Annotated in this window: 14 protein-coding genes; all 14 read left to right on the top strand. The window is 38.6% G+C overall.

Going from position 1 to position 24,692, the window contains the following annotated elements; translation table 11 throughout:
- Positions 1-143 precede the first annotated feature (143 nt).
- The 14 genes from FTT99_RS11930 to FTT99_RS11865 all read left to right on the top strand — a co-directional run bounded on the left by FTT99_RS11930 (position 144) and on the right by FTT99_RS11865 (position 24,525).
- Entirely contained in the window at positions 144-1,199 is a 1,056-nt protein-coding gene (locus FTT99_RS11930; protein ID WP_373684804.1) for a YqaJ viral recombinase family protein, read from the top strand.
- Positions 1,200-1,405: 206 nt separating this feature from the next.
- Entirely contained in the window at positions 1,406-2,290 is an 885-nt protein-coding gene (locus tag FTT99_RS11925) for a hydrolase or metal-binding protein (RefSeq protein WP_180161526.1), read from the top strand.
- Positions 2,291-2,366: 76 nt separating this feature from the next.
- Positions 2,367-2,597 (top strand): AlpA family transcriptional regulator, encoded by a 231-nt coding sequence (locus FTT99_RS11920; protein ID WP_180108942.1) that lies wholly within the window; start codon positions 2,367-2,369, stop codon positions 2,595-2,597.
- Positions 2,598-2,670: 73 nt separating this feature from the next.
- Positions 2,671-3,255 carry a bifunctional 2-polyprenyl-6-hydroxyphenol methylase/3-demethylubiquinol 3-O-methyltransferase UbiG gene (locus FTT99_RS11915; RefSeq protein WP_180026578.1) on the top strand — a complete coding sequence of 195 codons (585 nt, stop codon included), beginning with the start codon at positions 2,671-2,673 and terminating at the stop codon, positions 3,253-3,255.
- Positions 3,248-4,255 carry an HNH endonuclease domain-containing protein gene (locus FTT99_RS11910; protein ID WP_180026579.1) on the top strand — a complete coding sequence of 336 codons (1,008 nt, stop codon included), beginning with the start codon at positions 3,248-3,250 and terminating at the stop codon, positions 4,253-4,255. The genes FTT99_RS11915 and FTT99_RS11910 overlap by 8 nt, the downstream gene beginning before the upstream one ends.
- Positions 4,256-4,388: 133 nt before the next feature.
- Positions 4,389-7,880 carry a type I restriction-modification system endonuclease gene (gene hsdR, locus FTT99_RS11905; RefSeq protein WP_180161524.1) on the top strand — a complete coding sequence of 1,164 codons (3,492 nt, stop codon included), beginning with the start codon at positions 4,389-4,391 and terminating at the stop codon, positions 7,878-7,880.
- A gap of 53 nt (positions 7,881-7,933) precedes the next feature.
- The gene (locus tag FTT99_RS11900; protein WP_180161522.1) at positions 7,934-9,499 is read left to right on the top strand and encodes a type I restriction-modification system subunit M; all 1,566 of its coding nucleotides are present in this window, start codon (positions 7,934-7,936) and stop codon (positions 9,497-9,499) included.
- A complete protein-coding gene (locus FTT99_RS11895) occupies positions 9,496-11,037 on the top strand; it encodes a restriction endonuclease subunit S (protein WP_180161520.1) in 1,542 nt (513 codons plus the stop codon). Before FTT99_RS11900 ends, FTT99_RS11895 begins: the two co-directional genes overlap by 4 nt.
- A gap of 64 nt (positions 11,038-11,101) precedes the next feature.
- A complete protein-coding gene (locus tag FTT99_RS11890) occupies positions 11,102-13,849 on the top strand; it encodes an McrB family protein (protein ID WP_306670277.1) in 2,748 nt (915 codons plus the stop codon).
- A 12-nt stretch (positions 13,850-13,861) separates the two neighbouring features.
- Complete coding sequence (locus FTT99_RS11885; RefSeq protein ID WP_180026583.1) at positions 13,862-15,154, top strand: McrC family protein; 1,293 nt, start codon at positions 13,862-13,864, stop codon at positions 15,152-15,154.
- Between the two features lie 100 nt (positions 15,155-15,254).
- The gene (locus FTT99_RS11880) at positions 15,255-15,461 is read left to right on the top strand and encodes a hypothetical protein (RefSeq protein WP_257224012.1); all 207 of its coding nucleotides are present in this window, start codon (positions 15,255-15,257) and stop codon (positions 15,459-15,461) included.
- A 337-nt stretch (positions 15,462-15,798) separates the two neighbouring features.
- The gene (locus tag FTT99_RS11875; RefSeq protein ID WP_180161517.1) at positions 15,799-18,972 is read left to right on the top strand and encodes a type VI secretion system Vgr family protein; all 3,174 of its coding nucleotides are present in this window, start codon (positions 15,799-15,801) and stop codon (positions 18,970-18,972) included.
- Positions 18,973-18,987: 15 nt separating this feature from the next.
- Entirely contained in the window at positions 18,988-23,844 is a 4,857-nt protein-coding gene (locus FTT99_RS11870; RefSeq protein WP_180161515.1) for an RHS repeat-associated core domain-containing protein, read from the top strand.
- A gap of 12 nt (positions 23,845-23,856) precedes the next feature.
- Complete coding sequence (locus tag FTT99_RS11865) at positions 23,857-24,525, top strand: Imm43 family immunity protein (RefSeq protein WP_180161513.1); 669 nt, start codon at positions 23,857-23,859, stop codon at positions 24,523-24,525.
- Positions 24,526-24,692 lie beyond the last annotated feature (167 nt).

Below are 24,692 nucleotides of genomic sequence, written 5' to 3'. Positions count from 1 at the left end.
TTAGCCTAAGCTATATCTAATCCAATATTTGCCATCTCATATTCACCATACCCAGCATGAAGCTGGGTATGGTTTTTTTATGCCGTTCAATATTTACAGAAATCTATATTTATAAGGATGTCGCAATGAATCAAATGATCCCAATGACACACCAGAACGCTCCACAACCAACAATAAATCCCTTAAACACAGCTAAGCGTTCCAATACAGCCAAACGTTTGGTTAGTACCAAAGATATGGCCTATCAGGATTGGCTTGAAGTCCGCAAACAAGGTATTGGCAGCAGTGATGCTGCAACAGCATGCGGTTTAAACCCCTACATGTCGATGCTCGAACTGTGGCTGATCAAAACAGGCCGTCAGACGCAGTCGATTGAAGATGAAAGCTCGGGTCTTGCACCACTGTATTGGGGCAAGCAACTGGAACCCTTAGTCGCAGAGTATTACAGCATGCACACCAATTCCAAGGTCCGCCGTGTGAATGCTGTTCTACAGCATCCTGATCCTGACAAGCACTTTATGTTGGCAAACTTGGATTACTCCGTTGTTGGCAATGAGGAAGTACAAATTCTTGAATGTAAAACTGCAGGGGAGCATGGAGCCAAATTATGGCGAGATGGTGTACCGCTATATGTATTGTGTCAGGTGCAGTATCAATTGGCTGTGACAGGAAAGCATGCAGCGCATGTCTGTGTATTGCTCTGTGGACACGAAACCAAAATCTTTAAGGTCACAAGATCTGAATCAGTGATTGAGCACATCATCAATGCTGAACGCTATTTCTGGGAATGTGTGGAAAAGGATACACCGCCATCGGTCGATGCCAGTGAATCTGCAGCCAAAGCCATTCAGCAGTTATATCCAGTTCATGTGCCACTGACAGTTGAAGATCTATCTCAGAATGAAACCGCCAATCTCATGTTTGATAAATTGATCAAACTAAAAGAAGAGATTCAGCATAAGCAGGAACGATTTGATGAGCTCAAGCATCAGATCCAGATGATGATGAAGGATGCTGAGCGTGCAGTATTCAGCCGTGGTTCAGTGGTGTGGAAGAAAGCCAAAGATAGTGTTGGTTTGAATACACAAGCTGTCTTGAAGCATCAACCCGATTTGATTGAGCTTTACCCATTGCATAGAGCTGGAAGCAGGCGCTTCAACATTTATTTAGATTCGTCGCTTTCAGATAGGCCAGCATAAAAAATCGGCAAAGCAGCCCCTTCGCCCCATTCTCAAAAAGAACAGGGCATTGGACAGCTTTGCCAGATCAAAAGACCGATGCACAACATATTCCCCCGTGGCCATTGGTGTGTCTTGTTTTTATTCATTTTAAATTAGTCGGCTAAAGGGCGGGTGCTCTATAGATTTGGCCGTTTTGTATAAAAATGCAGAAAGAGGAAAACAGCATGATTAAAGGTTTAGCAATCACGCCGCCAATGCTTGGACGAATCAGCATTGGACGGGTAGTGGAAAAGAACGGAAAACGTCTGCCTGAAAAAGATGACCAATTCACCATAACCTCCCAAATTCAAAACAAAGAAGGATGGATTAAGCATCCGCTTGATGAGCAGCTGCGCGCCAATGCGCCAAATCAAAAGCTGCGGACGATTCCTGTCCGTATGATCTTCAATGATCCTGATCTGAACTTAAGAGCAGAGTACACCATGTTTGACCGGCAAACGGGCCGACCTGTGTGTATGGGAAATGGTGAAACCTGTCAAAGGCGGACACAGCAAGGGGTAGAGAAATTACCATGTCCCTCGCCAGATCTATGTCCATTGGCTCAGGGCGGCAACTGCAAACCTTATGGACGATTGCATGTGAACTTAGATGAGTCGGATGAATTTGGCACCTTCATTTTCAGGACAGCGGGCTTCAATAGTATCCGCACCTTGGCCGCTCGGCTGAGTTATTACCATGCGGCATCGAATGGCTTGCTTTCATGTCTGCCATTGCAGTTGACGCTAAGAGGTAAAAGTACAACTCAGAGTTATCGACAGCCGGTGTATTACGTGGATTTAACTTTGAAGGATGGTATTAGCTTGAATGAAGCGATTGTCATGGCAAAGCAAATTGATGAGCAAAGTAAACAGGCGGGGTTCTATCAGGAGGCTTTGGACCATATCGCCAGACAAGGCTTTGCCAATGCGCAATTTGAGATGGATGGAGAGGAGGGATTGGAGGTGGTTGAAGAGTTTTATTCGGATGAACAACAGCAGCCGAAAAGTAATGAAACCAATGCATTTGATATACAGCAGGTGTTAAAGGGAGCAGTGACTGCATTGAATTAAGTCGGCAGGTAAAAACACACAGATGTGCCGTATCTCATGAGCGAGGAGCTCGTCAACATGAGATGAGGAAATAAACATGAATGCATTTACAGGTCAGACATTTCAGATGCAGCAGCTGATTAGCATTAAGCAGGTTGTGGAGTTCGTTGGTGTGGGCCGTTCTACTATCTATGAAATGATGGATGAAAACTCCCCCTATTATGATCCAACCTTTCCAAAGAAAGTTAAAATTACTCAAAATCGTATCGGCTGGTCAGCTTATGAGATCCATCAATGGATTGAACGTAAGTTGGCGAGTCGAGAATAAGGGATGCTCTTAGCTCCCTTATTTTTTTGTTTTCTTGTAGACTGAAAAATGTCTTTTAGCCTAAGTGTCCGTAATGAAAACAATAGACTACTATAATAAGCATGCAGAAGAATTTATAGCTTTAACGTTTGACGTGGATATGGAAAGCCTATATCAGCCATTTTTAGCTGAGTTGCCTGAAGGTGCTCGGATTCTTGACGTTGGCTGTGGTTCAGGACGAGATACTCTGGCTTTTAAAGATAAAGGCTATCAAGTTGAAGCAATAGATTATTCTGCCGAGCTGGTTAAAAAGGCCAAGGAGCTGACCGGCATTGAAGTACGTCAACAAAGTTTTTATGAATTAAATGAGAGTGAGAAGTACGATGGTATTTGGGCTTGTGCTTCTCTTTTACACTGTGACAGAGATTTTTTGCCTGAAGTGATGGGGCACATATTCAAAGCACTAAAGCCAAATGGTGTGTGTTACATGTCTTTTAAATATGGCAAGACAGACCGTGAGAAAGACGGGCGTAGCTTTACTGATCTAAATGAGCAGCAAGCGCAGGAACTACTTAAGCAGATCGATCAAGCTTTACTGTTACAACAATGGATTACGATAGATAAACGTCCAGATCGTGATGAAGAATGGTTGAATGTACTATGGAAAAAACATGCCTGATTTTATTCCTACGGCGCAAGCGCAATTGAAATTTCTTAAAAATATCCAGCTAATTTTACAATCTGGCAGTTTTAGCAGTACTTATAAATTTGCGTTACTGATTAGTCTTAGTCGATTGGCGATTGAGAAAGGTGAGGATACAGGTGAAAGCTTAGTCCTTGAATATACAGATATTGCTGAAAAGTTTATCGAGTTGTATTGGAAGCAGGCTGTACCGTATGTGTTTAATGATGAAGGTCAGCTGATCCTAAATCAAAACAATGGCAAGCAAGCAGCCATATTGAATCGCATTATTGCCTTAAGGCAAAGCTACTCATCTCTTGGATTATTAAGACGAGATTCATTGGTGTGGCTGAAGTTAGTTAAAGATGTGGCTCGCACTGTGAGAGAAATGCCTGTCCGTTATCTGCAAAACATCAATGGTCAAAATTTTGAGTTTATATTTCAGCTTAATCAGTGCGGAAAGAAACTCATTCTTTTACCCCAAGTGATGTATTGCTTACGCCAATTTAGCGAGATTATTGAAGAGCTTTGTCAGAAACGGTGGATTGATTACATCCGAAAGAACAGCAGTAATGCACAAATTTTGAATCAATTACCGAACCTTGAACAATTCATGTTTGAACCGAGCCGAAACCAGTTGAATGCAGTTGCGAATGTGTTGGTCGAGCTACAGGACTGTAAATGCTTCTACTGTAATAAGCCAATGAAAAAAGGTAATTATGCAGTTGATCATTTCATTCCTTGGTCAATGTATCCATCGGACACGGGGCATAATTTTGTCTTGGCGGATTCAAGCTGTAATTCTAAGAAAAGTAATTTGTTGGCTTCAGATGAGTTTTTGCGTAAGTGGAAAGAACGGAATGAAGAACAGGATTTGATTATTGTGGATCGAATTTCTGTATTGGGATTTCTAACAGATATAGAACGGTCGCATAAGGTTGCGGAGTGGGCATATGCTCAGGGACGTGAAAATGGATATTCCTTCTGGCCTTTCTGAGCAAGAGTAGCAACTTAAGTCTTAAATTGATTTAAAATTAAACAATAGTTGGCAATTTTAATGAATCAAAACATAAGATTAGGATAGTATTCATTCTAATTAATAATAAATTAGCTTTTGATAAAGAGGGTATATGCAACAGGGAAATTTAGAGCAATCTTTTAGCCAGTTTCTTTTTTTAAAAGAAATTAGCCCGTTACTATTTGATGTGTTGACCCTTGCAGAGCAATATTATTATGCCGATCCAAATGCAACTTTGGTGAAGGTGCGCCAGTTTGGCGAAAACTTAATGCGTCAATTGGCGATTAATTCACAACTTGTGATTGAACCCAACTGGAATAATTTTGAAATTATTAATCAAGTTTCAGAAAAGTTAAAGTTGGATCAAGATGTTCGTTCAGCTTTCCATCGCATACGCAAGTTAGGCAATACAGGGGCACATGAAGTCACTGCATGCCATAAAGATGCCTTAGACGCTTTAATGCTAAGTTATGAGGTTGCTAAGTGGTTATATAGAACGCTCAAGAAAGTTGAAAAAGATTTTCCTAAATATCAAGCACCACAGGATCCATCACTACATGTTGAGGCGTTAAAAGCAGAAGTCTTTGCTTTAAATGAACAGCTAAAAACAACCAAAAATAATGCTTCAATTTATCAGGAATACAAAGCAAAAGTTGAGGAGCTTACAAAAGCAAATCAGCAATTATTGTCTTTAACTCAAACTGAGCAACAACGTTCAGCTTCTATCATTGCTGATTTAGAGCAGCAAGTGAAAGTATTACAGGCTAAATTTGATCAAAATCCAACAGTGATTGGAGTGTCGGGTCAACCTGCATTGGTACAAGCAGCAAAAATTGCGAGCCAATCTTTCGACCTTACTGAAGCACAAACTCGTAAATTGATTGATCAGCAGCTTCAAGATGCTGGTTGGATCGCGGATACTGAAAATTATAGATATAGCAAAGGTACACGCCCACTGCTTGGGCGAAATATGGCGATTGCTGAATATCCTCTAGAGTTAAATGGAAAAAAAGGTCAGGCAGATTATGTGTTGTTTCAAGGTCTGACTCCTGTGGCTGTAGTTGAAGCAAAACGTCGCAATATCAATCCATATGGTGCAATTGAACAAGCAGAGTTTTATGCACAAGCCTTTGATACACAGGATTTGAAGGAGTTAGATCAAAAAGCAGAGCATTTTGGACCATGGATGATAAATGGCCTAAGCTACCATATTCCATTTGTTTATTCGTGCAATGGGCGCGCAACCAATAAACGATTATTTGAACAGACTGGAATTTGGTTTAGAGACGTTAGGCGTGGCCGTAATTTACGACGTGCTTTACAAGGTTTTCATCGTGCGGAAACGTTAATTCACTGGATGCGTTTCCCAGAAGAGCAAGCTGATGAAAATCTCAAAAATACTGCAATTTTACCGTTTAATGATCGACCTTATCAGTGCGATGCAATCAAAGCGGTTGAAAATAATATTGCAAAAGGCATTCGTAAGCATCTTGTCGCAATGGCAACTGGGACAGGCAAAACACGTTTAGCCACGGGCTTGATGTACCGCTTAATCACATCTGGGCGTTTCAAAAGTATTCTGTTTTTAGTGGATCGTAATTCACTTGCGGAGCAAGCCACAGAGGCTTTTACAACTGAAGTGATTCATGGAAGTATCACCCTGTTTTCAAGTTTTAGCGATACAAAAAATTCCGCTGAATTAAACTTGCATGATTCAGTGACTATTCAGGTTGCGACTGTACAGAGCCTTGTTCATCGAATTTTTAATGCAGATGAATATGTACCGATAGATGCTTTTGATTGCATTATTGTGGACGAAGCACATCGTGGCTATACCTTAGACCGTGAAATGACTGAAGGTGAAGAAGCTGTATGGGATCAAGAAAAATATTTGTCGACATATCGTCGAGTACTTGATTATTTCGATGCACATTTAGTGGCTTTAACTGCAACACCAGCATTGCACACTGTCGATATCTTTAAAGAACCTATTTTTAATTATACCTATACACAAGCAGTTGCAGATGGTTATTTAGTCAACTACGATACGCCGATTGTATATAAAACAGCATTGGGCACATTGGGTCTAAATTATACGAAAGGATCCTCAGTCCAAATTTATAAAACAGTCACGAAGAAAGAAGAGTTGTATACCTTGCCGGATGACTTGTCTTTTGATGTGGCGGATTTCAATAGAAGTTTATTGCTAGATAGCTTTAATGAAGTGATTTGTCAGCAGATAGTAAAAGATATTAATCCATTTAGTGTTGAGAAGACTTTAATTTTCTGTGTGACTGATACACATGCAGATAAAGTAAAAAAATTGCTCGATCAATATTATGCGGAAAAATACGAGAAGTATGATGAAAAAATGGTGCGTAAGATTACAGGGAAAACACCTGCGGTCAAGGAAGTGCTTGAATCTTACAAAAAACAGGATTTCCCAAATATTGCAATTACCGTTGATTTATTAACAACAGGGATTGATGTACCTAATATCTGCAATTTAATCTTTTTACGTAAAGTCCGTTCGCGCGTATTGTTTGAGCAGATGTTAGGGCGAGGAACACGTCGAGCTGACAAGATTGGTAAGACGCATTTCCGTGTTTATGATGCAGTAGATGTATTTAAAGACCTAGATAATGTAAATAGCATGAAAATGATATCGGTGAACCCGAATATTACATTGGCAGAGTTATTTAAAGAATTTGAAGATGACACTACACGTAAAGCTGCATCAACAGTCATTGCTGATACTTTAAATCAGCGTAGCCAAGCAGATGTGATGTTAGATCAAATTTGTCAGAAGGCTATGCGTGTTTTGGTTAAAGCTGAAAAATATAAAAATGATCCGCGCCTAACGAATCTCAAAGACAGCTTGGAACAAGTTCAGCAGTTATGGAAGTGGGAATCTAAGGATTTACCAAAAGAGCTGCACAAAATGGGTATAGAAAAGGCAGCGACATGGTTAAAAGAACATGGCAAAACTTTAAATGGGATTTTAGAGAATGTTCGTGAAGAGTTTAGATTAGCAGAAATGCAGATCATCTCTTTTGAGAAAGATAGCATGATCTATGCAGGTGAAGACCCTAACTTCCAACCTTTAGAAGATTATTTGCAGCAATTCCAAAATTTTGTGAATCAATCTGTCAATAATAATGCTGCAATGAAAGCTGTAGTGACACGCCCATCTGATTTAACTCGTGATGAATTAAAGCAAGTCGAAGCAACGCTTACACAAGCTGGATTTACCCGTGCTAAATTAAGTAAAGAGCTTGGTAATAATGAGACAAATCATTCATATGCAGCGCAGATTATTGCCTTGATCCGCCGTTCAGCGATTGGCGAAGACCTTATGCCGTTTGAGCAACGTGTGGAAGTTGGTTTGAGAAAGATACTTAAACTCAAAGCATGGAATCCTGAACAGGAGAAATGGCTACGTCGCTTGGCTCAATTTATTGCTACTGAGTTAGTGGTTGATAAAGACAGTATACGTGAGCGTTTCTCATCACAAGGCGGGATCGAGATGCTGAATAAGGTATTGGATGATGATGCTGAAAAAATATCCAAACACATTGTGGATAGTTTCTGGAAAGCCTCTTAAACCCTACAATGCCTGAAGCCTAAATTTAACTTTTTATAGAAGCAGTAGTAAGCATGACGCAAAATGATATTGTTCAAAAACTTTGGAACCTATGTGATGTCTTAAAAGACGATGGCATCAATTACAGTGATTATGTTTCAGAGCTAGTTATGTTGCTATTTGTCAAAATGGTGGATGAACTTGATCATCAAGATTCAACGCTGGCAAACATTTATCCAGATGAATATCGTTGGGCGGAACTGCGTAAGCGTGTGAATCAGGCAAATGATTTACTCGTGTTTTATAAAGAGATGTTACTTGAGCTTTCACAAAGTCAGCACGAGTTGATTGCATCTATTTATAACAACGCACAGACGCGTTTACGTGAGCCACGACATTTGGCTCAGCTCATTAAAGAGTTTGATAAGTTAGATTGGTTTAGCATCAAAGCTGATGGTTTGGGTGATTTGTACGAAGGTTTATTAGAAAAAAATGCCACTGAAACCAAGTCAGGTGCAGGACAGTATTTTACGCCGCGTCCTCTAATTAATTCGATTGTTCGCTGTATGCAGCCGAAAGCGGGTGAGGTGATTCAAGATCCAGCTTGTGGTACAGCAGGTTTCTTGATTGCTGCTGATGCATTTATTAAGTCTGAAACAGATGATTTGTTTGATTTAAATTTAGATCAAAAGAAATTTCAAGAAACTCGTGCTTTTGTTGGTGTAGAACTGGTGCCGAATACGCGCCGTTTGGCACAGATGAACTGCTTACTGCATGATATAGGCGGAGAACAGGGTGCAATTAAATTAGGTAACTCATTAGGTTCTACTGGCTTTGATTTACCTGTTTCAGATGTAATTTTAGCCAATCCTCCATTTGGTACATCGAAAGGTGGTGAAGCAAGTATTACACGTCAAGATTTGCCTTTTGATACGTCAAACAAGCAATTGGCATTTCTACAACATATTTATTTAAACTTAAAACTAGGTGGTCGTGCAGCAGTTGTATTACCAGATAACGTACTGTTTGAAGCAGGACAAGGTACCGCGATTCGTCAAGACCTGATGAATAAATGCAATGTGCATACGATTTTGCGTTTGCCGACAGGTATTTTTTACGCAGCTGGTGTAAAAACCAATGTACTGTTCTTTACTAAAGGGACAGAAGCAGACCCGATGCAAAAGCAGGGCTGTACTCAAGATGTGTGGGTTTATGACTTACGGACCAACATGCCAAGTTTTGGTAAACGTACGCCATTTACCGAAAGCCATTTAAAAGGCTTTGAAGCGGTTTACGGCGCAAATGCGAAAGGTCTTTCACCACGTACAGAGGGTGAATGGTCACTGACAGAAGAAAGCCAAGAGCAAACTTTAGAGAACAGCCGTTGGCGTAAGTTTAGCCGTGAATGGATTAAAGAGCAGAAGGGTGATTCTTTAGATATTTCATGGTTAAAAGACAATGACGCCGTGGATGCTGCGAATTTGCCTGAACCGCATGTGTTGGCAAGTGAAGCGATGTCTGAACTGACTCAGGCGTTAGTGGAGCTTGATGCATTAATGAAAGCATTAGGTCAAACTGATGAAGCCAATACGCAAAAGCAATTGCTTGCAGATGCTTTAGGTACTGAGGAACAGGCATGAGTTTAGATAATTTGCCTATTGAGTGGTTGTCCCTACAATTAAAAGATATTGGAAATATTTTTACAGGAAAGACGCCTTCATCTAAAGATGCCACTAATTTTGAAGGAGATATTCCATTTATTAAGCCGGGTGACCTCGCTAATGGGGGGTATATTTTTCATACATCAACTCATATTAGCCCACAAGCATTAGAGGCTTTACCTAATCTACCTGTAAACTCAATTATGGTGACATGTATTGGTAACATGGGTAAGGTTGGTATAACTACAAAGGTATCTGCGACTAACCAGCAGATTAATTCAATTGTGCCCTTTAAAGAATTTATTAATTATAAATATACTTATTATTATTGTTTAACTTTAAAGAATTGGCTTGATAGAGAGTCTTCAGCAACAACGATTGCCATTGTAAATAAGGGGCGGTTTTCTGAAGCGCCGATTCCATTGCCACCATTAGCCGAACAACAAGAAATCGTTCGTCAGCTTGATGTGATGCTTGCGCAAGTGGAGCAGATTAAAGCCCATTTAGATGCCATTCCTACCATTCTTAAAAAATTCCGTCAGTCGGTTTTGGCGGATGCGGTGAGTGGGAAGTTAACGGAGGAGTGGCGAAATTCTAATGATAAAACTTCGGATCTGAATTTTGAAAGTTACATTACAGATTATCGCATTCAAAAATACTTAGAATGGGAGAAAGAAAGTCTGCTTAGGAAAGGTAAAAAAATTCCTTCAGATGAGATTCTTCTAAAGAAATACAAGCCTACACTTTTAGAAGAAATTACACAGGAAAGTTTGCCTAATGGTTGGTCACGCCAACTTTTAGATGGGCTTATTTATATTTCAGCTCGAATTGGATGGAAGGGTTTAAAAGCCGAAGAATATACTCAGGAAGGTCCACTATTTTTATCTGTCCACGGTTTAAATTATGGAAAAGTAGTTCGTTTAGATCAAGCTTTTCATATTAGCCAAGAACGATATGATGAGAGTCCTGAAATTGCTTTAAAAAATGATGATATTTTACTTTGTAAAGATGGTGCTGGAATTGGGAAGGTTGGCATTGTAAAAGGGCTAGATGAGCCTGCCTCCATTAATTCATCTTTACTATTGATTCGTTCTGGTGAAATTTTTGTCCCTGAGTTTTTGTATTATGTTTTTAAAGGTCCTTACATTCAGAAACTCGTACAGGAACGTTTAACTGGTACAGCTATTCCACATTTATTCCAACGAGATATTAAAGAGTTTTTATTAGACCTTCCTCCATTAGATGAGCAAAAGTTAATCGTTGAAACAGTTGAAGCATATTTTGATTGGGTTGGAAAAATTGAACAAACAGTCCAATCAGCCCAAAAACGAGTAAATTTACTGACTCAATCTATTTTAGCCAAAGCCTTTAGTGGTGAACTGACTGCCGAATGGCGTGAACAACATCAAGAACTGATTACAGGCTTAAATAGTGCGGAAAGTTTGCTTGCTAAAATTCAGGCAGAGCGAGAAGCAAATAAACCTATGAAAAAAACACGGGTGAAGAAAGACGTTTAAAACTGAAATGCACTCATGGGGATGGGTGCATTTTTTTGTCGTATGTACGAAATAGAGAAAAAACATGGAACTTGAACTGTTAAAAAAAAGATTTGATACACCAAAGTTAAATAAATATTTAGAACAATTAGATGAAAGCACTGAAGGAAACTTTTGGGCTTCTATAGTCGCGATTAAGGAAATTTTTCCAAATGCAGATATTTACCATACAGGAGCATCTAAATTTGGTTATTTAGGTGTTGGCATCAAGCCTGAAAGTAACGTTAGAGTTAAAGAATTTACCTTGGTTTGTGCACTTAATGAAAATTATGATGATGAAGGGCATTTCTATATTAAATATGGTGTTATTAAAAATCTATACATGTTCATAAAAAAACAGGATACACAAATTTCTCAAGAATTTGAGCCTGTGAAAGATCAGATTGAAGATTTCAAAGATTGGTTAACACAGATAAAAAAATATGCAATAAAATTTAACTTTAATCTGAATGGGCAAGCATTGTTACCATCGGACTACGATGAAGATTTTCAGTTCACGACAGAAGAAGCCCATCAATATTTAAATAAACGTTATCAAGTTATTGAGGTAGAAAAAGATAATAAAAAAATTGTAGGCTTTAGAAACGTTCAAGGTAGAGAGTGTGCGTTAAATCTTGAGGTACAAAATCCATCAATTTTTATTGGCATAAATCCTGAAGATAATAACCAATTTGCTTTTGATTTTTTGAAAAAGAAAAATGGTGAAATTGCAAAATACTTAGAACATGAAGGAAGGCATTCAGGACTAGAAAACAATGCGCCAAGCTTATATACAGGGCATAAAGCTTTTTATATTGGCCTCAATACCTTTAAAGATTTAGAGAAGTTTTGTGATTGGTACGAACAAAGTGATGATCAGTCCTCGGCGCTTGAACATAAAGTTAAAACATTTTTAATGAGTTGGCCTGCTGAGCGATTAGCACAGCTTAGTATCGAGGATTACCATCAAGCAAAAAATATAAATTCTTTTATTGCACAGATTGATAGTTTTGACCCTACTCAAGGTGAGCCTACTTTTGCTAATTATTTTGATATGTGGGAGCCTGTTAATTTAGGTAAGGATGAGAAATATCATAATGAGAAACCATATTCATGGCATAAACGATTAGGGAATAATGCCGAGTTAGCATTTGAAACACTCAAACAAGAAATACTCGATATTGTAGATGCTTCACAACACCGTGATTTAAATGCTATTGATCAAATTTCTTTCCCTAAGGGACTGAAATGGATGATTGCTTTCTTATATCAGGATTTCAGCAACCCTTTGATTATTCCTATTGTGACTGAAACGAATATCAAGCGTATTGGATATGCAGAATACGCAAAGAAACCATTACCAGAGTTTTTACCAATCTTGTTGGCAGGCCAAGGTACACAAGCATTTTTCCCATATGTGGAAAAACTTTTTGCAATGGTCAGAAAGGGTTATTTGGATAATAAACAAAAGAAACAACAAACTACAGAATCAGTGGAAGAAGTCATGACTCAACAACCTTTAAACCGTATTTTATTTGGTGCTGCAGGTACAGGGAAAACTTTCCACAGCATTAACCATGCATTATCCATTATTGAAAATAAGCCGCTTGAGGTTTTAGAACAAGAAGGTCGCACGGCGCTAAAAGCACGTTTTGATCAATATAAAGAGCAAGGTCAAATTAAGTTTGTTACTTTTCATCAAAGCTTTAGTTATGAAGATTTTGTGGAAGGGATACGTGCTGAAACAAATGAAGAAGGGCAGTTAAGTTATGATGTAAAAGCTGGAGTATTTAAAGAGATTTGTGATAATGCATTTAATCAAAATTTACCTCATTCAAATGTTGAAGAGGTGATGCATGATTTTTGCAAACAAGTAGCCGAACAGCCATTAAAGTTAAAAACAAAAACAGGCTTAACGTATGAAATCACATATGAAGGTGGAAAAACCCTTAAATGTTTTTTATTGGAATCGGTAAATAAAGGTACTTATAGCTTAAGCTTAGATACAATTAGAAAACTATTACATGGTATTGAACTAAGAAATTATGGGATGCCTAGTTACATCAAACCAATTGTAAGTTTGCTTTCTAACAAAATTCAATTTTCAGATGACAAAAGCCAGGATATAGGTCAGAAACCTTATGTCTTGATTATTGATGAAATTAACCGTGGCAACATTTCACGTATCTTTGGCGAGTTAATCACGTTAATTGAAGACTCAAAACGCCAAGGTGCTGAAGAACAATTATCTGTAACGTTGCCATATTCAAAAGAAGAATTTTCTGTCCCAAGTAATGTCTACATCATTGGCACAATGAACTCATCAGACCGTTCTTTAACAGGCTTGGATGTTGCGTTGCGCCGTCGCTTTACCTTTATTGAAATGCCACCAAAACCAGAGCTATTGAATGACATTGTGGTGGAAGGGCTAAATATTGGTGAGCTATTAAGGGTCATCAATCAACGTATTGAAGTACTGTTAGATCGTGATCATTGTGTTGGTCATGCTAACTTTATGAGCTTAAAGAAAGATCGTACTCTTAAGCATTTAGCTGCCATTTTTAAACAAAAAATCATTCCTCAACTGCAAGAATACTTTTTTGATGATTGGGCGAAAATCAATATGGTTTTAAATGCTAATGGAATGTTCATGCCTAAAACTGTGGTACGTTCGGAGTTATTTCCAGACATTAAAACCGAATCCGAAGACTTATTTGAAGAGCGGAAAACTTGGACAATTTTAGAGAGCGCTTTTGATTCTATTGAAACCTTTACCAAAATTATTCGTCATTGATCGGGGATATATATGCCTGATTTTACCGTCCGAGAATACGCCTTTATTAGCGAAGTTTATAAAGGTTGTCCTGATTCTAGTTTAAACCATGCTTATATTCCCGAAAAAGCATTTATGTATCTGTGTGAATTCTCTGCTTCATTTTCTAAGCACGGTGCAAAAGTATTTGAATTAGCAGGACATAGAAAGCTTAAGCTAGATCAATATGTTGGGGTGATAGAAACCCCATGCGGTACACGGATTGAAATTCTTCCGAAGCATGTAGAGCTCAACGGCGAAAGTGATCAGGAGGTTATTGGTCAAGAGCGTAAGCTCCTGCAAAAAATGCTCAGTGTTTCGTTGCATTTACCTTATAGAGAGGCAGGGAGTGCCAATTTAAACCGTTTCAAACAGCCTTTGCATGAATGGATCATGACACAGTTCCTTGCATCATTTGAACGTTTAGTGCAACGGGGTTTACGTTTTGATTATAACCGTGTACAAGAGGAACAAAAGTTTTTACGTGGGCAATTACAGCATGTGAAATACATGCGCCAACCACCGACAAAGAAACATATCTTTCCGATTGAGCATGATGTGTATGAGGTGAATCGACCTGAAAATCGTCTGATTCGTACAGCCTTAGAAATGGTGTGTAAAAAGACCAAAGATGCCAATAACTGGAAGCTTGCTCAAGAGCTACGTTTGATGACCAGCGAAATGCCGCGAAGCCTAAACATTCAGCAGGACTTTAGGCAATGGCAGTCAGGGCGGCTACTCGCTTTGTATGCTGAGATTAAACCTTGGACGGAGTTAATTTTGGGTGAATACATGCCTGTATCTACTCAAGGGGAATGGCGTGGCATGAGTTTACTCTTCCCGATGGAGAAGCTATTTGAGAACTTTGTAGCTTATCATTTGCGCCGTAACTTACCTGAATATACGGTGAAGACACAACATGCGACGGAGCATATTTGTCAGCATCAACAGCGCAATATTTTTAAGCTTAAGCCTGATATTTTTATTGAGTGTCCAGATGCCAAGCCAATTGTGATGGATACTAAATGGAAGTTGATTGATCAAAATGATCGAGCTGGGCGTTATGGTTTGAAAGATAGTGATATTCAGCAAATGTTTGCCTATAGCCATTATTACCTCAAACATGACAGTGATGTTGTACTTGTCTATCCATATCGGAAGGACAAATTTACGCACTCCTTAGATGACTTTGAGTTTAGGCTAACCACTAGTGCAAAACTACGTGTCGTTCCTTTTAATGTAGATGATCCCAAAAGCTTCAAAATTAATAAGTCTTTTATCATGTGAGGTTAGTCCCATATTTGGGACTAAAATCTACTTTTTAGCTAGATCGGTCCCAATTTACGGATTTATCGTTTGGCATAAAGTGGATCATGCTGATTTTGAGATGTATCGTGATAGAGAGCGTAATCACTTAACACGTCTAACTCAGTTTAGAGGGATTTATCCGATTTGTTCAGCAGATGCTGTACTTAGAACTGACCAATCCGATCATAATTTGCAGTTAGTTGGACATAGTGTAGAAAGTCCTTTTGCGTATGTGTATAGCTTTGATCGGGTCTTGATGACAGGTCTGTTATTGAGTCAAGTTTAAAGGAAATTAGGGTAACTTTGGGTAAAAATTTAGATCTTCATTTTTTTAATCACTAGATTTCATTAGAGATTTTGGATGAGTTAAATTGCCACCACCTCCAAATTGGAGTGGATCAATGCTTTTGGAATAAGATATTTGTCCTTCATTATTATTTTTAGAACTTTAATGAGATTATTCGGTGTCCCCCTTAATGAAATAAAAGTGTTAAAGATAATTTAGACTAAGGCCTGCAATAAAAATAGACACAAAGTGTCGCTTAAATATAAATCAATATAGACTAAACAAGACCGAATTTAGTAAAATTGGCCACAGATTAAACCTACAAAAACTAAATAGAATGCCCAATAATATTTATGCTGAATTAGAGCAACTTGGACTTACCGCACAAAAACGTGCAATACACGTACAGTTGAGTAACGGCACGCTCAACGACCAAGTCTTCCTTCAGCGTATTGAAGGCACGCATGAATTAAATAAGGGTATTCATTTACAACTCATCTGCCTTTCGACCTCAGCGAATATACCTTTAAAGCAGTTCATTGGTGCACAAACAGCAATTGATATTGTCAACGACAAATCCGAACTCAATCGTATTTCTGGTATTGTGACCAAAGCCGATATTGGTGCAAGTGATGGATCGCTCACGATTTATCGCTTAACCGTAGAGGACCCAACAGCACTCTGGAAACACCGTCGAAACTCACGCGTGTTCATGAATAAATCTGTGGTTGACGTAGTGCAAACCATCTTCTCTGAGTGGCAACAAAAAAGTCCATTATTTGCTTCAAGTCTGACATTGGATAAAAGTGGACTCACTAAAGACTACGATATTCGTCCATTCATCATGCAGATGAATGAACGGGATATAGACTTTGTTCAACGGCTTCTCGCATCTGAAGGTATTAACTGGTTAATTGATGAAGCACAACTGAAAGTCTCCAGTTCAAGTGAACAAATTCAACCCCAAAAACTCCGTTTGATTGATGATAATGCCCAGTACAAAGCTTTGGATCGACGTAATATTCGCTTCCATAGAAGCTCGGCAGTAGAACAAACTGATTCGATCACCAATTTTATTGGACGGCGTAGTATTCAACCGACTGCGGTTCACATCCAACGCTGGCAAGCTGATGCACTCGAAACCGAAGAAGGCGCAGGCTCAATACAAAGCAAACACAGCCATAGTGAAAACCAAGACAATGCAAGCCTTGGCTTAGAACAGGCATGGCACTTTTCCCCTGCATGGATACAAGACCTCAAAGGTGAAGATGGTGCAACCAAATCAGGCAATAGTCAGATTGAAAAGTTTAATGAAAACCTGAGCAACTACTACGATTCACAAGCCAAACAATTTACTGCAACCTCAACCGTGCGTGATGCACAGGTAGGTTACTGGTTTGAATTCAATGAACACCCAGAAATTGATGAACATGATGGCGCGGATAAAGAATTCCTAATTACTGCTAAGTCCTTTTATAATCAGAATAATCTTCCCAAAGACTTAACCGATCAAGTCACAGCCTTGCTTAAACAAAGTAATTGGCAACAAGTTGATATTCAAACCAATAACCAAGATGAACGTCAAGCTAACAACCTCGTATTGCAACGACGTAATATTGCCACCGTTCCTGAGTATAATCCTCTCACCCAAAGACCAACAGTACATCCCATGCGTGCCAAAGTGGTGGGTTTAAGTGGAGAAGAAATTCATGTCGATGAATGGGGACGCATCAAAGTTCGATTCCTATTCACCCGAAATGAAGATAATACTCATGATGGTGGTGCAGGCTCAAACGACAATGACACCGATTCCGCTTGGGTCGATGTACTGACGCCATGGGCAGGTGAAGGCTATGGAGCAAGATTCCTACCTCGTGTGAATGAGATTGTTGTCATCGACTTCTTTGATGGCAATATTGACCGCCCTTTTGTCATCGGACGTATTCACGAAGCACAACGTAGTCCAACCAAATTCGATAGCAAAGGCAAACTACCTGATACCAAAAAACTGGCAGGTATTCGTTCTAAAGAAGTCAAAGGTGAAGGCTTTGGGCAACTACGCTTTGATGACACTACAGGACAAATCAGCACCCAACTGCAAAGCAGTCACGGTGCAACACAACTTAATTTAGGTAAGTTGAGTCATCCTAAAGACAAAGCTGAAAGCGAAGATCGTGGTGAAGGTTTTGAACTGCGTACGGATCAATGGGGTGCAGTCCGTGCAGGGCAAGGTTTACTTGTAAGTACCTATAAACAAGACCAAGCCAAAGGTGAACATCTTGATGCTGAAATTGCCAAGAAACAACTGGAAGGCAGTCAGACCAACAGCAAGGCTTTAAGTGACATTGCCAAAAACCAAAAAACCGATGAAATCGAATCAGTTGAACAACTGAAAGAATTTGCTGAACAGCTTGAACAAAAGATCGCGAAATTTAAAAAAGCGGTACTTTTACTCAGTTCACCTGATGGTATTGCATTGAGCACACCTGAAGATATTCATCTCTCTGCGGATGCACAGATCAACCAGATTGCAGGCGATAGTATCAACTTCAGTACGCAAAAGAACTGGATAGCACAAGCACAAAATAAGCTCAGCTTATTTGCTGCGCAAGGTGGGATCAAAGCTGTAGCTGCACAAAGTAAAGTTGAAATACAAGCGCAGTCGGATGCTTTGAATGTATTGGCTAAAATGGGAATTACCATTTCTTCGACAGATGACAAAGTGGTGATTAGCAGTCCGAAAGAAGTTCAGATCACAGGTGGATCTTCTCAAATCACTTTAAATGGTTCAGGGATATTTCAGAAAACAGGTGGGAAGTTTGAAGTTAAGGCTGGGCAGCATGTATTCCAAGGTGGGGCGAGTGTTAGTGCTAAATCTAGTTTACCTCCACCGCCGAAACGTGCTCAGGGTATCTTAGAATTGATTCATGACTATACACATGGCGAGTTCGTCAAAGCTGGTGAATACACAGTTACAGATACTTTAGGTAAAGTGGTTAAGGGTAAACTTGATGACAAAGGTTTTGCCCGTGTATCTGGATTGGCTGCTGGTGCAGTTAAAATTAACTTTGAAGATGATAAACGTGATCCTTGGGATGTAGCGAGTGATTTTAAACGTGAAGTTGAGTGGCCAAATAAAAATGATCCTGATTTAGCAGAAACAGCTTCAATTTTAGAAAGTGTAAGTAGAAAAGCACAATCTGCTTTAGGTGATTTTGCTAAGCAACTCAAAGATCCTAAAAGTTTGATGAAAAATATTGAATTAGCTAAAAAAATTAAATCAGATGGTGCAAAAACGCTGCTTCCGATGATCAATAGCCAAGCTCAAGGGCTAGTTTCAGAAACAATTTCAAGTTTATTGCCGATTACGCAATCAAAAGGTGGTTTGATGGCAAATATGGGGGGAGGCTTTATCGCTTCACAAACTAGTGGGTCAAACCTGACGAGTATAAGTGGTATTGCTCAAAATAACTTACCTCAGTATTTAAAAAGCCCTTTTGATAAAAATTGATAGAGAATAAATAGAATGGCTCAAGCTAAAACAGAAGTCGTAAAACCACTTAATGAAGTTGCAATTGCAGATATTAATAATTCTAAGCAAAAAATTGATAAGTGGTTAAAAGATCATACCCATCAACTTGTGGGATTAGACCTTGTTAGTAATGTATTGGGTACAGTTCCAATTATTGGCAATGTCATGGCTGCAATTGATGTGGTGACTGACATTCTTCATATTTATGATAAGGGCTATCAAAAGGCGGATGTCTTTGATTGGACAACCGTGGGTATTGATTTAATTGGTGTTGCTCCTGTTCCTGGTACAACAGCTATTCGTACTTCAGCTCGACCAGCTTTATTCTTAGTCCGCCAAGAAGTTAAAAGAGTTGGCAAATCTGCACTAACTGAAGCTGTTATCACAGTCATTGGTAAACATCTTAATGATCAAGTTGCAGGAAATATTGAGAAGTTTTGTAAAACAGGATTGACACAACTTAATACAATTTTAGGGAAATGTGGGGATACCATACAAGGAGCTACCACTGAAATTAATGGTGGTATTACTCGCGTTGTAACACAAGGTAAAGTATTTACCAACGCAGGTTCTAATCTAACGCGAGCACAGCAACAGGCGGTAGGTATTGCAAAAGGTTTGCAAAGCGGAGACCTGACTCGTGCAGGAAAAAACCTTGTATATATGACAGAAAATTGGGGTAAAGCATTATTTAAATCCAATGTAAATAATAATGCAAAAGTAGTTTCAATGTTGGTTCCCCAAAATTTAAAACAACCTGTTTTAAATGTAGGTGCAACAATTGGTAAAGTTGGTGTTACCGCCAATCAAAAAATCAGAAAACTTGGGAATAAAGCAGAACCGCAAACGATAGGTTGGTTATTTGAAGTCCTAAGAGTAGGTGCTGGACGTTTCAGAAAGAATAATAAGTCAGCCCAAGTCAAAGCAACACAGACCACACAAGCAAAGAATGATAAAAATAACGCTAAATTAGAAAAATCAAGAAATGAACATCAGGCAACAAATAATGCCAATCAATGTAAGAACTGTAATGGCAGTACGGCAAAATCTATCACCTTTGCAATGGGTACAGAATTTTTAACACATGCCGATGCTCAGATTCATTCTTTAATTCCTGAAATGTTGATGCGTTCTTACGTTTCTAACTTATATCAATACGATGATTCAATTTTTGGCGCACGTTGGACTACACCATTTAGCAGTAAAATTGTGCCTTGTACCCAATATAATGAAAAGAACCCTAAAGAGAATACGGTTTTAAAGGGATGGGAATACATTGGTGTAGATGGACGTCCAATCAAGTTGAAAGAATTAAAGGTTGGGCAAAGTTTTTATGATGAGGTAGAGACATTCACTTATACAGTTGTCTCTGACGAAATTCGGGCAATTACTTTTGGTTCAAATGAATCACGTTATTATCAAAAATATAATAATGAATATCGACTTACATCAATAGAGCGACAAAATGGATTTAGTGTCGGATTACGCTATGACCATGTATTTGACGATCAAAGTTATTTGTCAGACATCATTTTTAAACAAGACCAAAAAGTTTTAGCACATCTAGCATTACAATTAAATCAATATGGCTTGGTAGAAGCGGTATGGTTAGTCGAAGATGGACAACTTAAACGACAACTCTCCGCCTATGTTTATAATGATCAACGCGATTTGATTCAAGCAACCAATGAATTTGGCGCATCATACCAATATACTTATCAGCATCATCTTCTAACTCGTTATACCGATTTAACCCAACGTGGTATGAATCTGAAATGGGATGGGAAATTACCAAGCTCAAAAGCGATTGAAGAATGGGCAGATGATTATAGTTCAGCTCGAAAACTGGAGTGGGACGAAAATGTACGTGTCACCTCAGTAACGGATGTTGAGGGAAATGTTACTGAACATTATTACGGTATCACTGGTTATACCTACCGTATTATTTATCCTGATAATTTACAAGAATGGTTCTTTAGGGATGATGCTAAAAACATTACCTCTCATGTAGCCACAGATGGAAGTGAAACAACATACTCGTATGATGAACGCGGTAATGTTTTAACGACAACCCAAGCTGATGGCGCTACCAGTTATTTTGAATACGATGACAAAGACAACCTCATTGGTATGGTCGATGCTGAACAAGGTCGTTGGTTTAAAGAGTACGACGGTTCAGGAAATTTAATAAAAGAAATTGATCCGCTGAAACATGAAACTGCTTATGCCTATAATGGGATGGGTTTAGTGACATCAATCACCGATGCCAAAGGTGGCTCTAAAGCCCTGAAATACGATGATCAAGGGAATTTGCTTAGCTATACTGACTGTTCAGGCAAAGAAACAAAATGGCAATATGATGAACGTGGGCGTGTTAAATCCGTAGAAAATGCGCTAAAACAAAAAGTCGAATATTTCTATACAGAATTTAGTGCTGAGAAGCGTGAGTCAATCATCAAAGGCTTACCTTTAAATGCCTTTGGTCAGCTTGAAAAAATCAAACATGCTGATGGGACTGAAGAACATTTTGTCCATGATGCTGAAGGACGTTTATTAGTCCATATTGATCCAAAGCAACAGCAGACACGCTATGAATACGATGCAGCAGGTTTAATAACCAAACGCATCGATGCATTAAACCATACGCTAAAATATCAATGGGATCGTTTAGGACGCCTAAAACGATTGACGAATGAAAATGGTGCAAGTTACGAATTTGTTTACGATGCTGGCGGTCGTTTGATTAAGGAAATTGATTTCGATGGCAAAGAAACAATTTATCATTATGATGAGTTAAATGGTCGACTCACCACAAGTATCGAGGTTGCGTCAGCTTATGGACAAGATTTAAAAGACCGTGCAGCACCGAAAGACCGCATACAGCAATTCATCTTTGACAGTATGGGACGTTTGGAACAACGTACCGCAGGCTATGGGCACTATGGCTTAGAACTAGAAGAGAAACAGACTGAAGAATTTGCTTACGATTACATGGGACGTATTCTGCATGCCAAGAATGCAGAAAGTAACCTACAATGGTTCTACGATGCTGCGGGTAATGTGATCAAAGAACACCAACAGGATTATAAGAGCAACACAACAGCGGTATGGAAACACAGCTACGATGAAATCAATGATCGAATCAAAACTATTCGACCAGATGGACAAAACATTGATTGGCTCACCTACGGTACAGGTCATGTACAAAGCCTGATTGTCAATGGACAGGATTTAGTCAGCTTTGAACGAGATGATTTACATCGAGAAATCACAAGACACTACGCCAATGGCACCAGCCAAGAACAACAGTTTGACCTTGTAGGACGCTTACACAGCCAAATCATGCTCAATGAACATGACAATGGCTACCAAAGCCAGTACAAAGAAAAAAATAACCAACAGAACAATGCGCTGCAACAGACCAGTCAATTGATTCAACGACTGTATCAATACGATAAAACAGGTGAATTGACTGCGATCAAGGATACACGACGTGGTAACATTGCCTACAAATACGATCCTGTAGGACGTTTACTTGAAGCAAGCAGTAAACTCGGTAAAGAGACCTTTAACTTTGACCCTGCTAGTAACATCATAGATCGTTACAATGATGATAAAGCGCAAAATCATGACCAAAGCCACCAACAACAAACAGAAGAAAAAGGCTTTGGCTACAACAGTCTAGTCAATAACGTGGTGAAAGAATATCTCGACCAACAATACCAATATGATGCATACGGGCAACTCATTCGACAAAAATCTACGCAAGGTGATTTAAACCTTGAGTGGGATGTGTATGGACGCATGATCAAAAGCCGTAACAGCCAATACACCGCAGAATATCGTTATGACGCTTTAGGTCGTCGTATCCAAAAACGTAGTAAACATCACCATACAGGTGATGAACATAACATCATCTATGGATGGGATGGTGACACACTGGCTTATGAGTCAACGGAACAAGCCACTAAACACTATATCTACGAAAAAGACAGCTTTGTGCCGATGCTACAAGCGGTCTATCAAAGCCCTATAGAATTACACCAAACGCCTGATTGGTCAGACAAGCCGTATAGTGTACATCGTGACCCACTCTGGAAGACCACCAAGCAAAGCAAAGGCTTTGATGATGTATGGTTCTACCACTGTGACCATTTAGGCACACCACAAGAAATGACAGACCATACTGGTTCGATCATTTGGAAAGCAGAATATAGGGCTTGGGGTGAGTGTAAGGTTGAAAAAATTAAATCGAATTTCTTTGAAAATTCAGAAATTATTTCAAACAACATCCGTTTCCAAGGTCAGTATTTCGATGAAGAAACAGGATTACATTACAACCGTCATAGGTATTATTCACCTTATGTGGGAAGGTTTGTAAGTAAAGATCCAATTAGTTTATTAGGTGGAAATAATGCATATATGTATGTTAAAAATCCGACGGGGTGGATTGATAGATTAGGGCTTTGTAGCACTACATTAAATAGAAACCTAGGAGGAGTCACAGGTGATCATTTACAAGCACATCATATAATTCCTGAGGAAATTTGGGCAAAACGTAAGGACTTTCTTGATGATATCGGTATTGGTGGGAATAGGGATAAGGCTGAAAATGGAGTATTAATGCCAGATAGTGAAGCAAAGGCAAAACAAATGAAACGTAAATTGTATCATTGCGGGTCCCACCCGATATATTCTACATTAATAAATCAAAAACTGATTAGGATTGAAAATCAATTTAATGATGGAAAAATAACTGCAGCACAAGCACGAGAAAAGGTTGCAAACGTACAAACTAGTATGAGAGTTGTTTTATCAGCACCTGGAAGTAACCCAATTAGATTAAGTTAGGATTGAATAAATATGAATTATTTCGTTTTAAGTGCTAAACAAAGTGAAAATTGCCCAATTTCTCTTGTTGAGGATGCAATTTTATATTCGGATAAAGAACAGGCTAATTCAAGTATAGAGCCAGGTTCTTTACCTTGGTATAGTTATAAAACTAGCGGAGATTGTGAATTACCTAAAAATGGAATTTTAGTTCTGAAAAGTAAAAAAACTAAAATGTCATTTCGAAACATTAATAAAAATATTTATGTTGTTGATGAACATTTTAAAAAAATTTTACAAAATTATATAAATGCTGACTTTTTAAATGTGAATGTAGTGAGTGAAAAATTAGAAGCAATTGATGAAAAAGGATATTTTATTTTTAGATTTAATAATTTAGTAAATTACATTGACGTAATTGATTTAAATAAATCTAAATATGAGTTTAGTGAAGGTGCTTTGATTTTAGAAAAAGTTCAAATATTAGAAAGTATAAATGAGAATATTTTTAAAATTAAAGATATTGATCCAGCACAAGATACCTTTTTCATAAGTGAAATTGTTAAAAATGGTATAGAAAAAATCGAGTTTAATGATATAAAAATTCATATTGTTTCTACAGCAAAGTGGAGAGATTCAGATGATTTTACTGTCATGTTTTTAGAAGAAAATGAAGTGAATGAATATGTGTGGCCGATCTAATGATATTGTAAACTGTAATTTTAGAAACAGATATGAATATTAGATCTCTTTCATAAATCAAAAAACGATCTTCTTTTTGGTTAATATTTGCACTCCGGATTTCTTAGCATTCGTGCATAATCTGCGGATGAAATACATCGATTCAAACAAGCTTTCTGATCCTCAGT

Source organism: Acinetobacter sp. YH12040, from assembly GCF_013420005.1.
Lineage (GTDB): Bacteria > Pseudomonadota > Gammaproteobacteria > Pseudomonadales > Moraxellaceae > Acinetobacter > Acinetobacter amyesii.
Note: the sequence above shows the minus strand (reverse complement) of the source record. Positions and strands in the feature narration are given on the sequence as shown.

What these genes read in the sequence shown, in the direction of transcription:
- hsdR (WP_180161524.1), top strand. Translation starts at nt 4,389, where the DNA reads ATGCAACAGGGAAATTTAGAGCAATCTTTTAGCCAGTTTCTTTTTTTA.
- FTT99_RS11900 (WP_180161522.1), top strand. Translation starts at nt 7,934, where the DNA reads ATGACGCAAAATGATATTGTTCAAAAACTTTGGAACCTATGTGATGTC.
- FTT99_RS11865 (WP_180161513.1), top strand. Translation starts at nt 23,857, where the DNA reads ATGAATTATTTCGTTTTAAGTGCTAAACAAAGTGAAAATTGCCCAATT.
- FTT99_RS11890 (WP_306670277.1), top strand. Translation starts at nt 11,102, where the DNA reads ATGGAACTTGAACTGTTAAAAAAAAGATTTGATACACCAAAGTTAAAT.
- FTT99_RS11925 (WP_180161526.1), top strand. Translation starts at nt 1,406, where the DNA reads ATGATTAAAGGTTTAGCAATCACGCCGCCAATGCTTGGACGAATCAGC.
- FTT99_RS11920 (WP_180108942.1), top strand. Translation starts at nt 2,367, where the DNA reads ATGAATGCATTTACAGGTCAGACATTTCAGATGCAGCAGCTGATTAGC.
- FTT99_RS11895 (WP_180161520.1), top strand. Translation starts at nt 9,496, where the DNA reads ATGAGTTTAGATAATTTGCCTATTGAGTGGTTGTCCCTACAATTAAAA.
- FTT99_RS11875 (WP_180161517.1), top strand. Translation starts at nt 15,799, where the DNA reads ATGCCCAATAATATTTATGCTGAATTAGAGCAACTTGGACTTACCGCA.
- FTT99_RS11930 (WP_373684804.1), top strand. Translation starts at nt 144, where the DNA reads ATGACACACCAGAACGCTCCACAACCAACAATAAATCCCTTAAACACA.
- FTT99_RS11880 (WP_257224012.1), top strand. Translation starts at nt 15,255, where the DNA reads ATGTATCGTGATAGAGAGCGTAATCACTTAACACGTCTAACTCAGTTT.
- FTT99_RS11870 (WP_180161515.1), top strand. Translation starts at nt 18,988, where the DNA reads ATGGCTCAAGCTAAAACAGAAGTCGTAAAACCACTTAATGAAGTTGCA.
- FTT99_RS11885 (WP_180026583.1), top strand. Translation starts at nt 13,862, where the DNA reads ATGCCTGATTTTACCGTCCGAGAATACGCCTTTATTAGCGAAGTTTAT.
- FTT99_RS11910 (WP_180026579.1), top strand. Translation starts at nt 3,248, where the DNA reads ATGCCTGATTTTATTCCTACGGCGCAAGCGCAATTGAAATTTCTTAAA.
- FTT99_RS11915 (WP_180026578.1), top strand. Translation starts at nt 2,671, where the DNA reads ATGAAAACAATAGACTACTATAATAAGCATGCAGAAGAATTTATAGCT.